Annotated in this window: 10 protein-coding genes; 8 read left to right on the top strand and 2 right to left on the bottom strand. The window is 72.1% G+C overall.

Annotation, left to right across the window (positions count from 1 at the left end; genetic code table 11):
* Positions 1 to 22: 22 nt before the first annotated feature.
* Entirely contained in the window at positions 23 to 907 is an 885-nt protein-coding gene (locus P8A18_RS05930) for a sulfurtransferase (RefSeq protein WP_306052387.1), read from the top strand.
* Positions 908 to 1,209: 302 nt separating this feature from the next.
* On the opposite strand, the gene P8A18_RS05925 is transcribed toward P8A18_RS05930, so the two are convergent.
* Positions 1,210 to 1,830: a TetR/AcrR family transcriptional regulator gene (locus P8A18_RS05925; protein ID WP_306052385.1), complete on the bottom strand. Its 621-nt coding sequence runs from the start codon at positions 1,828 to 1,830 to the stop codon at positions 1,210 to 1,212.
* 70 nt (positions 1,831 to 1,900) lie between these two features.
* On the opposite strand from P8A18_RS05925, the gene P8A18_RS05920 reads away from it, so the two are divergent.
* The gene (locus P8A18_RS05920) at positions 1,901 to 2,794 is read left to right on the top strand and encodes an NADP-dependent oxidoreductase (RefSeq protein WP_306052383.1); all 894 of its coding nucleotides are present in this window, start codon (positions 1,901 to 1,903) and stop codon (positions 2,792 to 2,794) included.
* Positions 2,795 to 2,987: 193 nt separating this feature from the next.
* On the opposite strand, the gene P8A18_RS05915 is transcribed toward P8A18_RS05920, so the two are convergent.
* Entirely contained in the window at positions 2,988 to 4,814 is a 1,827-nt protein-coding gene (locus P8A18_RS05915) for a glycoside hydrolase family 15 protein (protein ID WP_306052381.1), read from the bottom strand.
* A 379-nt stretch (positions 4,815 to 5,193) separates the two neighbouring features.
* Between P8A18_RS05915 and pyrG the strand changes: the two genes are divergently transcribed.
* The 6 genes from pyrG (at position 5,194) to P8A18_RS05885 (ending at position 13,148) form a co-directional block, all read left to right on the top strand.
* Entirely contained in the window at positions 5,194 to 6,867 is a 1,674-nt protein-coding gene (gene pyrG, locus P8A18_RS05910) for a CTP synthase (protein WP_306052379.1), read from the top strand.
* Between the two features lie 88 nt (positions 6,868 to 6,955).
* A complete protein-coding gene (locus P8A18_RS05905) occupies positions 6,956 to 7,582 on the top strand; it encodes an NUDIX domain-containing protein (RefSeq protein WP_306052377.1) in 627 nt (208 codons plus the stop codon).
* Between the two features lie 168 nt (positions 7,583 to 7,750).
* On the top strand, positions 7,751 to 9,814 hold the full coding sequence (locus P8A18_RS05900; RefSeq protein ID WP_306052375.1) for a tetratricopeptide repeat protein: 2,064 nt from the start codon (positions 7,751 to 7,753) through the stop codon (positions 9,812 to 9,814).
* A 142-nt stretch (positions 9,815 to 9,956) separates the two neighbouring features.
* Positions 9,957 to 11,072 (top strand): alanine dehydrogenase, encoded by a 1,116-nt coding sequence (gene ald / locus P8A18_RS05895; RefSeq protein WP_306060695.1) that lies wholly within the window; start codon positions 9,957 to 9,959, stop codon positions 11,070 to 11,072.
* Between the two features lie 367 nt (positions 11,073 to 11,439).
* Positions 11,440 to 12,558 (top strand): ParA family protein, encoded by a 1,119-nt coding sequence (locus P8A18_RS05890; protein WP_026250431.1) that lies wholly within the window; start codon positions 11,440 to 11,442, stop codon positions 12,556 to 12,558.
* Positions 12,555 to 13,148 carry a hypothetical protein gene (locus P8A18_RS05885; protein ID WP_306060693.1) on the top strand — a complete coding sequence of 198 codons (594 nt, stop codon included), beginning with the start codon at positions 12,555 to 12,557 and terminating at the stop codon, positions 13,146 to 13,148. The genes P8A18_RS05890 and P8A18_RS05885 overlap by 4 nt, the downstream gene beginning before the upstream one ends.
* Positions 13,149 to 13,174 lie beyond the last annotated feature (26 nt).

The following is a 13,174-nucleotide window of genomic DNA, read 5'->3' as shown; positions in this document are numbered from 1 at the left end:
GCCGGGGCAGCGGGGAGGGCATGTGAGCGAGGACGTTCAGCCGTACGGGGACCGGGGCGCTCCCGTGGGCGCGCTGCCGGGACCGCTGGTCGGCACCGACTGGCTCGCCGCGCGTCTCGGTGCCCCCGGACTGCTGGTGTTCGACGCCTCGGTCGGCGCGCACCGGGGCGCCGCCCGGCGGATCGCGGCCGCCCGGCCCTTCGACATCGACGGTGCGCTGTCCGAACCCGCGGGTCCGCTGCCGCACACCATGCCGGACGCCGGCCGGTTCACCGAAGAGCTGCGCGCGCAGGGTCTGAACGACGGGGACACGGTCGTCGTCCACGACGCCGTCGGCATCTACTCCAGCGCGCGGGCCTGGTGGATGCTCCGGGCGATGGGCTTCGACCGGGCCGCCGTCCTCGACGGCGGGCTGCCCGCCTGGACCGCCGCCGGACTGCCCGTGGAGGAGGGCGCGCCGGGGGCCGCCCCCGAGCCCGGCGATTTCACGGCGAGGCCCCGCCCCGGACTCGTCGTGGGCGCCGACGCGGTGGCGGACGCGCTGGGCGACCCGGGGGCGGTGGTCTTCGACGCCAGGACCCGGGGCCGGTTCGCGGGTACGGAGCCCGAGCCGCGTTCCGGGCTGCGCGGGGGCCATATGCCGGGGGCCGTGAACCTGCCCTTCGGCGAGATCCAGGACGGGGGCAGGATGCGGGGGCCCGCCGAGCTGCGGGCCGCGTTCGCCGCCCTGGCCGGTGACCGGGAGCGGCTGTACTTCAGCTGCGGGTCGGGCGTGACCGCCTGCGTGCTGGCGCTGGGCGCCGAGCTGGCCGGCTACCGCGGGACGGCCGTGTACGACGGGTCCTGGAGCGAGTGGGGACTGCCCGCGGGTGGCCACCCGGTCGAGATGGGCCCCGGGCAGGACTGAGCCGGGCCGGACCGGTCCGGTCGGGACTTGGCCGGGCCGGTCGGGGATCACAGAGGCACGGAATCCCCGACCGGCCCCGCCGTCGTGGGGTCGCGCGGCTCGTGGCGGACATCGGTTCCGCGAGCAGCGGGTCTGTCCGCTGTCCCACGTCGTGCGGGACGCCCGGTGTCTTCGGCTTCGTATCGCTTCCCCGGCGGCCCTTGTGGCCACCACCGCGCATGGGCCACCAACGAGTTCGAGCAGTGCTCTTCGCTTGCCGCGGCGACGCCGACTTCGTGCCTCGCGTGGTGAGCGACGCCGTCTCAGACCCGCGGCCGCGGCCCATCGGAACCTGGGTGACCGCTTGCAGACGGGCAGGCGACCTTCCAGGCCGCCTCGATCATGGGGAAGATCTCGTCCAGAGCGGCCTGCGGGTCGGCCGCTTCGCCGGCCAGCGAGTAGGCGTCGATCACGAACCTCGCGATGGTGCGGGCGGCGGTTTCGCTCCGGGTCAGGTCGGGATCGGCGGCGATGGCCGTGGCCAGGGCGTCCGCGTGGCGCAGGCGGAGCGACTCGTCGTACTTCCGCAGGGCGGGAGACGCGTCGATCATGCGCCGGACCGGGGCGGCGCTGTCCGCGGTGCAGTGCCGCACCAGGGCCAGGATCTCGCGGTGCAGCGCGGGGATGAGCGGCTCGTGCGGCGCCCGGCCGGTGACCGCCCGCGTGAGGCGCTGCTCGAAGTCCTCGTCCTGCTCGAACACCAGGGCCTCTTTCGAGGCGAAGTGGGAGAAGAGCGTGGTGACGGCCACGTCGGCCTCGGCGGCCACGTCACGGATGCCCACCGCGTCGTAACCGCGTTCCAGGAAGAGCCGCAGCGCGGTGTCCGCGATCTTCTGGCGGGTCGCGGCCTTCTTGCGCTCACGGCGCCCGGACTGCACGGTCATGCCCGCAGGCTATCAGGTAGGAAAGAGTAACCGTTATGAAAAGCTATCCGTTAGTGTTACGTTCGGCGGCATGAGGAAAGTGAGCTTCGCCGAGTTCGGCGGTCCGGACGTTCTGCGACTCGTTGATGCCGAGGAGCCCCACGCGGGCCCCGGCCGGATACGCATCGCCGTGCGGGCGGCGGGCGTGAATCCCGTCGACTGGAGGATTCGTGAAGGCCAGGTCCTGGGGGCCCATCCGGTCGCGCTGCCCTCCGGGCTCGGGCTGGACGCCGCCGGGGTGGTGGACGAGGTGGGCGAGGGAGTCGCGGGGGTCGAGGTCGGTGACCGGGTGTTCGGCGAGGGCTCCAGCACCTACGCGGAGTTCGCCGTACTGTCGGCCTGGGCCCGGATGCCCGAGGGCCTGACGTTCGAGGAGGCGGCCGGGTACCCCTCCGTGGTGGAGACCGCGCTGCGCGTCATCCGCGAGGTCGGTGTGCGGTCCGGGCAGACGCTCCTGGTCAGCGGCGCGTCCGGGGGAGTCGGATCGGCGGTGCTGCAGATCGCCCGCGACCGCGGCATCACGGTGATCGGCACGGCCGGTGCCGCGAACCAGGAGTATCTGCGCGGCCTTGGTGCCGTCGCTACGACGTACGGCGAGGGCTGGGACGAGCGGGTTCGGCGGCTCGGCGACGTCGACGCGGCTCTCGATCTGGCTGGGTCGGGCGTGATCCGCGAGCTGGTCGAGCTGACCGGGAGTCCGGAGAAGGTCGTCTCCATCGCCGATCTCGGTGCGCCGGAGTTCGGTGTCCGGTTCTCCGGCGTGGCCGGAAGCGTGCCTGCGGCGCTGGCCGAGGCCGTCGACCTGATCTCGCGGGGCCGGCTCCACATCCCGGTCGAGAAGTCGTACTCGCTGGCCGAGGCTGCGGCGGCCCACATCGACAGCCACGCCGGTCACACGCGCGGGCGCCGGGTCCTGGTCGTCTGAGCCGCTTCCGGCGCCGTCACACGGCACGGCGAGTCGCATCCCCCGCAGCACTTCCGCCGGGGCCCACCCCGAGGCCGCGCACCACACAAGGGCCCCATGCCGACCCGCGAATCCCACGACGGACGTCGGATCCGGGCCGGATCCGACGTCCGTCGTGGGACTCCGGCACGCGAGGTGAGAACCCTCGCCGCCGTCAGCCCACGTACGCCCCGCTCGCCGTCAGCCGCAGGGCCGTGTCGATCAGCGGCACGTGGCTGAACGCCTGCGGGAAGTTGCCCACCTGGCGCTGCTGGCCCGCGTCCCACTCCTCGGCCAGCAGGCCCAGGTCGTTGCGCAGGGACAGCAGCTTCTCGAAGAGCCGGCGGGCCTCGTCGACCCGGCCGATCATCGCCAGGTCGTCCGCCAGCCAGAACGAGCAGGCCAGGAACGCGCCCTCGTCGCCCTCCAGGCCATCCACGCCCGCGTCGTCGCCCGCGGTCGGGTAGCGGAGCACGAAGCCGTCCTCCGTGGACAGCTCCCGCTGGATCGCCTCGATCGTGCCGATGACCCGCTTGTCGTCGGGCGGCAGGAAACCCATCTGCGGGATCAGCAGCAGGGAGGCGTCCAGCTCCTTCGACCCGTAGGACTGGGTGAAGGTGTTGCGCTCCTTGTCGTAGCCCCGCTCGCAGACGTCGCGGTGGATGTCGTCGCGCAGCTCGCGCCACCGCTCAAGCGGGCCCTCCGAGTCGCCGGACTCGATGAGCTTGATGGTCCGGTCGACGGCGACCCAGGCCATCACCTTGGAGTGCACGAAGTGCCGGCGCGGCCCGCGCACCTCCCAGATGCCCTCGTCCGGCTCGCTCCAGTGCTTCTCCAGGTACTCGATCAGCTTGAGCTGGAGCCCGGTGGCGTAGTCGTTGCGGGCCAGACCCGTCATGTGCGCGAGGTGCAGCGCCTCGGTGACCTCGCCGTACACGTCCAACTGGAGCTGGCCCGCGGCCCCGTTGCCGACCCGGACCGGTGCGGAGCCCTCGTAGCCCGGCAGCCACTCCAGCTCCGCCTCGCCCAGCTCGCGTTCGCCCGCGATCCCGTACATGATCTGCAGGTTCTCCGGGTCGCCGGCGACCGCGCGCAGCAGCCACTCGCGCCAGGCGCGGGCCTCCTCGCGATAGCCGGTGCGCAGCAGCGACGACAGGGTGATCGCGGCGTCGCGCAGCCAGGTGTAGCGGTAGTCCCAGTTGCGGGAGCCGCCGATGTCCTCGGGGAGCGAGGTCGTCGGAGCGGCGACGATGCCGCCGGTCGGCGCGTACGTCAGGGCCTTCAGCGTGATCAGCGAGCGGACCACGGCCTCGCGGTAGGGCCCGTGGTACGTACACTGCTCGACCCACTCGCGCCAGAAGTCCGCGGTCGCCTCCAGCGAGCCCTCCGGGTCCGCGAGCGCGGGCGGCTCGTGGTGCGAGGGCTGCCAGCTGATGGTGAACGCGATCCGGTCACCGGGGGCGACGGTGAAGTCGGAGTACGTGGTCAGGTTCTCGCCGTAGGTGTCGGCCGAGGTGTCCAGCCAGACCGAGTCCGGCCCGGCGACGGCGACCGTACGGGTGTCCACCTTGTGTACCCAGGGAGTGACCCGCCCGTAGCTGAACCGCATGCGCAGCTCCGAGCGCATCGGCACCCGGCCGCTGACGCCCTCCACGATCCGGATCAGCTGGGGTGCGCCGTCACGCGGCGGCATGAAGTCGGTCACTCTGACCGTGCCGCGCGGCGTATCCCATTCCGATTCGAGGATCAGTGAGTCCCCTAGGTAGCGGCGCCGGTCGGCCGGGGGCGGCTCCGAGCCCTCGGGGCGGGCCGGCCCCAGGCGCCAGAAGCCGTGTTCCTCGGTGCCCAGCAGCCCCGCGAAAATGGCGTGTGAATCGAAGCGGGGCAGGCACAACCAGTCGGCTGTGCCGTCCCGGCAGACCAGGGCAGCGGTCTGCATGTCTCCGATGAGTGCGTAATCCTCGATGCGCCCGGCCACGTGCATCTCCAGTCGAACGGCCATGTCGCCCCGTGGGGCGCTTACTGCGGGTCAAGAGGTCGTTGCAAGGGGTTGTTGTGGGGGAACCTGCGAGCTCGTACCTCGCCCGAGCGAGTGTCCGAGCAGGATACGACGCACCTGGGGGGTCCGCGCGCCCCTTCTCGCCAACTGGGCTGAGCCGATCGAGTGGGGGACGAGTGACACGTGGGATCGGGGAGGTGCGCGCGTGCCGGTGGCCGGAAGCGGTCTCCCCCTGTCGCTGTTACCCTGGTAGCCCGTGGACCGGTGGTCGTCGGCGAGAGCAGACGAGGCCCCCGAACCGCAGCGACGGCATCTCCGGAATCTCCGGACGGCAACGCCGGCACGCACCTCACGATCGCGACCACGGGAGCCCCCTTTGGCTATGCAGCCCACATCCACGACGACCAAGCACATCTTCGTCACCGGGGGTGTCGCCTCTTCCCTCGGCAAGGGTCTGACTGCCTCCAGCCTCGGTGCCCTGCTCAAGGCGCGCGGCCTCCGGGTCACCATGCAGAAGCTCGACCCGTACCTGAACGTCGACCCCGGCACGATGAACCCGTTCCAGCACGGCGAGGTCTTCGTGACCAACGACGGCGCGGAGACCGACCTCGACATCGGCCACTACGAGCGCTTCCTCGACGTGGACCTCGACGGTTCGGCCAACGTCACCACCGGGCAGGTGTACTCGCAGGTCATCGCCAAGGAGCGGCGCGGCGAGTACCTCGGCGACACCGTGCAGGTCATCCCGCACATCACCAACGAGATCAAGCACCGCATCCGCCGGATGGCCACCGACGACGTCGACGTGGTCATCACCGAGGTCGGCGGCACGGTCGGCGACATCGAGTCGCTGCCGTTCCTGGAGACCGTCCGCCAGGTCCGCCACGAGGTCGGGCGGGACAACGTCTTCGTCGTGCACATCTCGCTGCTGCCCTACATCGGCCCCTCCGGTGAGCTGAAGACGAAGCCCACCCAGCACTCCGTGGCCGCCCTGCGCAACATCGGAATCCAGCCGGATGCCATCGTGCTGCGCGCCGACCGCGACGTGCCGACCGCCATCAAGCGCAAGATCTCGCTGATGTGCGACGTGGACGAGGCCGCCGTGGTGGCCTGCGTGGACGCCAAGTCGATCTACGACATCCCCAAGGTGCTGCACACCGAGGGCCTGGACGCCTACGTCGTGCGCAAGCTCGACCTGCCGTTCCGCGACGTCGACTGGACCACCTGGGACGACCTGCTGGACCGCGTCCACAACCCCGACCACGAGGTCACCGTCGCCCTGGTCGGCAAGTACATCGACCTGCCCGACGCCTACCTCTCGGTCACCGAGGCCATCCGGGCCGGCGGCTTCGCCAACAAGGCGCGGGTCAAGGTCGAGTGGGTCGCGTCCGACGACTGCAAGACCCCGGCGGGCGCGCAGAAGGCCCTCGCCGGTGTCGACGCGATCTGCATCCCCGGCGGCTTCGGCGAGCGCGGCGTGATCGGCAAGGTCGGCGCCATCCAGTACGCCCGCGAGAACAAGATCCCGCTGCTCGGCCTCTGCCTGGGTCTCCAGTGCATCGTGATCGAGGCGGCGCGCAACCTCGCCGAGATCCCCGACGCCAACTCCACCGAGTTCGACGCGGCCACCTCCCACCCGGTCATCTCGACCATGGAGGAACAGCTCGCGTACGTCGAGGGCGCGGGCGACCTGGGCGGCACCATGCGGCTCGGCCTGTACCCGGCGAAGCTCGCCGAGGGCTCGCTGGTCCGCGAGGCCTACGACGACCAGCCGTACGTGGAGGAGCGCCACCGCCACCGCTACGAGGTCAACAACGCCTACCGCGCCGAGCTGGAGAAGAAGGCCGGACTGGTCTTCTCCGGCACCTCCCCGGACAACAAGCTCGTCGAGTACGTCGAGTACCCGCGCGAGGTCCACCCCTACCTGGTCGCCACCCAGGCGCACCCGGAGCTGCGCTCCCGCCCGACCCGCCCGCACCCGCTCTTCGCCGGCCTGGTGAAGGCGGCCGTCGCCCGCAAGACGGGCGCGGCGGCCGAGGCCGCGCCGGGCAAGTAGCGGCACGCCCGCAGGCGTTACGGTTGACCGGGGCGCGCGTCCGGAGCAGGACGCGGGTCCCGGTCAACGTTTTCGTGGGAGGACGCAGATGGGTTTCCAGGACACGGCCGAGGAATGGCGGGTCACCGCGACCGTGACCCCGTTCCGGGGCAAGAAGACCAGCGTCCGCACCGATGAGGTCGAGATGCCCGACGGCTCGGTGGCGCACCGCGACTACCAGGTCCACCCCGGCTCGGTCGCCGTGCTCGCGCTGGACGACGAGGGCCGGGTCCTGGTGCTGCGCCAGTACCGTCACCCGGTGCGCCACAAGCTGTGGGAGATCCCGGCCGGGCTGCTCGACGTACCCGGCGAGAACCCGCTGCACGCCGCGCAGCGCGAGCTGTTCGAGGAGGCGTACGTCAAGGCCGCCGACTGGCGGGTGCTGACCGACATCTACACCTCGCCCGGCGGCTCCGACGAAGCCGTACGGATCTTCCTCGCGCGGAACGTCTCCGAGGCCGTCGGCGAGCGCTTCGAGGTCGCCGACGAGGAGGCCGACATGGAGCTGGCCCGGGTGCCGCTCCAGGACCTGGTGCGCGGCGCGCTCGCCGGGGACCTGCACAACAGCTGCCTGGTCGTGGGCGTGCTGGCGCTCGCCGCGGTCCTGGCCGGCGACGGCGTCGACTCGCTGCGCCCCGCCGACGCCCCCTGGCCGGCCCGCCCCTTCGAGGCCTGACGGCCCATCGGTCACCCGGGCGCATCCCCCGATCGTAAAAAATGCTGATCCGATCGGGGGATGCGTGCGTCGCGCTCCACCCGGTTCGCCCACCCGCCTGAACTACGCTCTGAATGCCCTGACCGGAGTCCCGGCGGGCGACGCGTGCAGCGAAGTGGAGCGTGGCCCGTGACGGATCAGGCGGTGGACACCAGCGGCCCGGCCGAGGCAGCGGGGACCGAGGAGCCTGCCGCCTGTGAACCCGCCCGATTCTTCGGCCGCGAACGCGAGTTGAAGGAACTGCGCGACGACATCGAGCGCGCCGGACTCGACACCATGGCCGGCCGCCGCAGCGCCCGCGCCCGGGTCCTCCTGATCGCCGGCCGCCCCGGCTCCGGCCGCACCGCGCTGGCCGGGGAGCTCACCCGCCGGCTCCTGGCGACCGGGGACTACCCCGACGGGCTCCTCCGCGTCCGGCTGACCGAGAGCGGCGGCGCCCCCGTCCCCACCGAGCGGGCCGCCCGCGACCTCCTGGGGCAGCTGGACGTGGCCGGCCCGCCGGGCGCCGACGTGGACGAGCTGTCCGAGATGGTCCGCGAGGCGCTCGCCGTGCGCCGGGTCCTGCTCCTGCTGGACGACGCCCCGGACGCCGAACAGGTCGACCCGCTGCTCCCGGACAACCCCGACTGCCTGGTCGTCGCCACCTCCGAGGGCCCGCTGACGGGCCTGTCCGGCGTCCGGCCCTGCACCATCGGCGGCCTGGACGCGGGCTCCGCCGTCCAGCTGCTCGGCCGTGCCACCGGCCAGGTCAGGATCACCGTCGACCCGCTCACCGCCCAGACGCTGGCCGAGGAGTGCGGCGGGCAGCCGGCCGCGCTGGTCATGATCGGGGGCTGGCTGGCCGCCCGCCCGACCGCCTCCGTCGCCGACGCCCGGCGGCAGCTGCGCGAACTGCCGGACGACCCCGACCAGCCCGCCGGCACCCGTCCGCTGACCCGCGCCTTCCGCCTCGTCCACGACTCGCTGCCGCCCACCCCCGCCCGGATACTGCGGCTGCTCTCCCTCGCCCCCGCCGGGCTCGCCGACGCCCACACCGCGTCCGCGCTGGCCGGCTGCTCCGTCTCGGCGGCGCGGACCACGCTGGACGACTTCGTGACGCTGGGCCTGCTGCGCCGCGACGGTGCGGACGAGCCGCAGTACGAGGTGCCGGGCTGCCTCGCCGCGCTGCTGCGGGCGCTCCTGGAGGACCGGGACCGGCCGGCCGAGATCCAGCTCGCCCGCGCCCGGATGCTGGAGCGCACCGTGCGGCTGCTCCAGTCCTGCCGCGCGGTCACCGACCCCGAGGGCTCCCCGTCCCGGCGCAAGCTGGCCGGACTGCCGCGCTCGCTGCGCTTCCCGAACCCCGGGACGGCCGCCGCCTGGCTGCGCGTCCGCAGACCCGCGCTGCTGGCCTGCGCCCGCATCGCCGTCGAGGACGGCGGACTGGACACGCTGGCACGCCGGCTGGTGGCGGCGCTGGTCCGGGCACTGGCCGCGCACGAGGGCACCGACGCCGCCGCGCCCGACCTCTACGCCCTGCACGGCCTGGTGCTGGCCGTCGCCGAGCGGCGCGACCTGCCCCGCGAGCGGGCGGCGGCCCTGCTCAACCTCGCCGACCTGGACGCCGGGACCGGCAGGACCCGGGAGGCGCTGGCCCGCTACCGCGAGGCGCTGGACGCCGGGCGGGAGGCGAAGGACCTGTACGCCACCGGGCGGGCCATGGAATCGGTGGGCGGCGCCTACGCCGAACTGGGGGACTACCACCGGGCCTCCGACTGGTACGGCCGGGCGCTCGCCCAGCGCCTCACCCAGGGCGAGCGGGCCGACGCGGCCCGGCTGTACGGGCGGCTCGGCACCGTCCACACCTACGCCGGACGGTACGGCGAGGCGCTGCGCAACTGGCGGGCCGCCGCGGCCGGCCACCGCAGGCTCGGCGACCTGCCCGCCCAGGCGCGGGCGCTCAGCGAGATGGCCCGGGTGCAGGAGTACGCGGGCCGGCCGCAGGAGTCGCTGCGGACCTGCCGGGAGGCGGTGGAGTGGGCGCGGCGGGCCGAGGACACGCGGTTGCAGGCCGCGCTGGAGCTCCGGCTCGCCGACACCCTCGACCGTCTCGGGGACCCGGCGGCCGCGGGGCTGCACAGGAGCGCGGCGGACAGATTGCTGGGCGAGGAGAGCCCGGCCTACGAAACCCGTAGTGCATCGACTGAAAGTTAATGCTTTGTAAGGCTAGACAGCGGGAAGCCCTTCATTAAACTGGCTCTACCGCGTCAGTTCGCGGTGTCTTCCTATGCGGTGCATCTACCCTGAATGTATCGCTATGCCCGGATTACCCTCTGAGCCAAGGACCGTGATCGACGTGAAGGTCGGCATCCCCCGCGAAGTCAAGAACAACGAGTTCCGCGTGGCGATCACGCCCGCCGGCGTGCATGAACTCGTCCGCCACGGCCATCAGGTCGTCGTAGAGCAGAACGCCGGAGCGGGCTCCTCCATCACGGACGAGGAGTACGTCGGGGCCGGGGCGCAGATCCTCCCCACCGCCGACGAGGTCTGGGCCGCCGCCGACCTGGTTCTCAAGGTCAAGGAGCCGGTCGCCGAGGAGTACCACCGCCTCCGCAAGGGCCAGACCCTCTTCACGTACCTGCACCTCGCCGCCTCCCGCGCCTGCACGGACGCGCTGCTGGAGTCGGGCACGACGGCCATCGCCTACGAGACCGTCGAGACGTCGAGCCGCGCGCTGCCGCTGCTCGCCCCGATGTCCGAGGTCGCCGGCCGGCTGGCCCCGCAGGTCGGCGCGTACCACCTGATGCGCTCGGCCGGCGGCCGCGGCGTGCTGCCCGGCGGGGTGCCCGGCACGGCGGCCGGCCGGGCCGTCGTCATCGGCGGCGGTGTCTCCGGCTGGAACGCGACGCAGATCGCCGTCGGTCTCGGCTTCCACGTCACGCTGCTCGACAAGGACATCAACAAGCTGCGCGAGGCCGACCGGATCTTCGGCACCAAGGTGCAGACGGTCGTCTCGAACGCCTTCGAGCTGGAGAAGGCGGTCGTCGAGGCGGACCTCGTCGTCGGTGCCGTGCTGATCCCCGGCGCCAAGGCTCCGAAGCTGGTCACCAACGAGCTCGTCGCCAGGATGAAGCCCGGAAGTGTACTTGTCGACATTGCAATTGATCAGGGTGGCTGCTTCGAGGACTCCCACCCGACGACGCACGCCGAGCCGACCTTCATGGTTCACGACTCGGTCTTCTACTGCGTCGCGAACATGCCCGGCGCGGTGCCCAACACCTCGACGTACGCCCTCACCAACGCGACGCTTCCCTACATCCTGGAGCTGGCGAACCGGGGCTGGGCGGAGGCGCTGCGCCGGGACGCCGCGCTCGCCAAGGGCCTCAACACCCATGACGGACAGGTCGTTTACCGCGAGGTCGCCGAGGCCCACGGCCTCGCGCACGTCGAACTGAGCACCCTCATCGGCTGACGGGTCAATCGCGTTCGTCAACCCCGTGCGTCCGGCCGGACCTTGCTGTCAAGGTCCGGCCGGACGCACGCCGGGCCCGCGCGCGCCCCCGAGCAACTCGTCTCGAACGTAACCCTTTAACCGTTTCGTACACCCGCGAAAAGTACGCCCGGAGGGTTGCGCGCCCTTGACAGCGGGGCGTTCGATTGCCGACACAACGGGCCGGGTCCGGCGGATTGTGTTGCTGCGAACCGGTGACACGCCATAGAGTCGCCAATCGTCGGCATGGTGCCACGCTGACCTATCGATAAGTTTCCTGGTCACGTCCAAGGAGGTAAGACGACTTGTGAATGAGTCGACAATTACTCCCGGGGGTGTTCATCCAGGGATGCCTGCACGGGGCCAGAGCCCGAACGGGCTGGAGGCTGTCGGCTCCGTCGCTGTTCGCACCTTCGCCACCCACCAGCACATGACGACAGCCCCTCAGATGATGGACGGCCTACACGTGAACGCCATGGCCGGCAACGAGAGTGGCCGGAACACCGCCCCCCTCGCCGACTTCGACGAATCGCCCCAGGGGCACTTCTACGACCCCGACGCCGAGTACGAGCCCGACCCGGAGTACGCGGCCACCCTCGCGCCCGACGCCGCACGGCAGCGCCGCGAGCGGATCGGCCCGACCGGCCGGCCCCTGCCCTACTTCCCGATCCCGGGCCCGCTGACCGATCACGGCCCCGCGAAGATCATCGCGATGTGCAACCAGAAGGGCGGCGTCGGCAAGACCACGTCGACCATCAATCTGGGCGCGGCACTCGCGGAGTACGGACGACGTGTCCTGCTCGTCGACTTCGACCCGCAGGGCGCCCTCTCGGTCGGCCTCGGAGTCAACCCGATGGAGCTGGACCTCACCGTCTACAACCTGCTCATGGAGCGGGGCATGGCGGCCGACGAGGTCCTGCTCAAGACCGCGGTCCCCAACATGGACCTGCTCCCCAGCAACATCGACCTCTCCGCCGCCGAGGTGCAGCTCGTCAGCGAGGTGGCCCGCGAGTCCACGCTCCAGCGCGCCCTGAAGCCGCTCATGGCCGACTACGACTACATCGTGATCGACTGTCAGCCCTCGCTCGGCCTGCTCACCGTGAACGCGCTGACCGCCGCGCACAAGGTGATAGTGCCGCTCGAGTGCGAGTTCTTCGCGCTGCGCGGTGTGGCGCTGCTCACGGAGACCATCGAGAAGGTCCAGGAGCGGCTCAACCCCGAGCTGGAGCTCGACGGCATCCTCGCCACCATGTACGACTCCCGCACGGTGCACAGCCGCGAGGTCCTGGCGCGCGTCGTCGAGGCCTTCGACGACCACGTCTACCACACGGTCATCGGGCGTACGGTCCGCTTCCCGGAGACCACGGTCGCCGGTGAGCCCATTACCACGTACGCCTCCAACTCGGTCGGTGCCGCCGCCTATCGCCAGCTCGCCAGGGAGGTGCTCGCCCGGTGTCACGCCGAGTGAGTCTGCCCGGGGCCGACGAGCTGTTCCGTACGACCGGGGGGATGGGGCTGCAGTCCTCGTCGCCCGCGGAGCGGAGGCGCAAGGCGAACGGCGAGGCCCGGGTGCCGGCTCCGGCCGGTGAGAACGAACCCGGGACCGAGACGCCGGGCGACACCGCCCCGGAGTCCGGTGCCACGCCGGCCCCCGCCCGCCCGGAGCACGCCGCGGCCGACACCGACGCCGGCGACTCGCGCGCCCGGGGCGCCGAGAACGACCGGGTCGCGGTCGCCGCGCGGGCCGGGCGCCGCCCGCAGCCCGCCGCGCAGGAGCCGGTCCCGGCCCCCGTCGTGCAGCAGCAGCGCAGACGCGGCGGCGGACGCGGGGCGAACCGCCGGCCCAGCGGCCGGGAGCGCCACGACGAGAAGATCACGGTCTACGTCTCCGCCGAGGAGCTGATGGACCTCGAACACGCGCGGCTCGTCCTGCGCGGCGAGCACGGCCTCGCCGTCGACCGCGGGCGGATCGTCCGCGAGGCGGTCGCCGTGGTCCTGGCGGACCTGGAGTCGCGCGGCGACGCGAGCATCCTCGTACGGCGGCTGCGCGGCCGCTGACCGGCGCGGCGCCGGTAGCCTGCCCG

It is taken from the genome of Streptomyces sp. Mut1 (assembly GCF_030719295.1).
Lineage (GTDB): Bacteria > Actinomycetota > Actinomycetes > Streptomycetales > Streptomycetaceae > Streptomyces > Streptomyces castrisilvae.
This window is presented reverse-complemented; position numbering and strand designations above follow the sequence as displayed.

Bases quoted from the DNA above. Each gene is read 5' to 3' on its own strand.
- P8A18_RS05925 (WP_306052385.1), bottom strand. From the start codon at position 1,830: ATGACCGTGCAGTCCGGGCGCCGTGAGCGCAAGAAGGCCGCGACCCGC.
- P8A18_RS05920 (WP_306052383.1), top strand. From the start codon at position 1,901: ATGAGGAAAGTGAGCTTCGCCGAGTTCGGCGGTCCGGACGTTCTGCGA.
- P8A18_RS05915 (WP_306052381.1), bottom strand. From the start codon at position 4,814: ATGGCCGTTCGACTGGAGATGCACGTGGCCGGGCGCATCGAGGATTAC.
- pyrG (WP_306052379.1), top strand. From the start codon at position 5,194: ATGCAGCCCACATCCACGACGACCAAGCACATCTTCGTCACCGGGGGT.
- P8A18_RS05905 (WP_306052377.1), top strand. From the start codon at position 6,956: ATGGGTTTCCAGGACACGGCCGAGGAATGGCGGGTCACCGCGACCGTG.
- P8A18_RS05890 (WP_026250431.1), top strand. From the start codon at position 11,440: ATGCCTGCACGGGGCCAGAGCCCGAACGGGCTGGAGGCTGTCGGCTCC.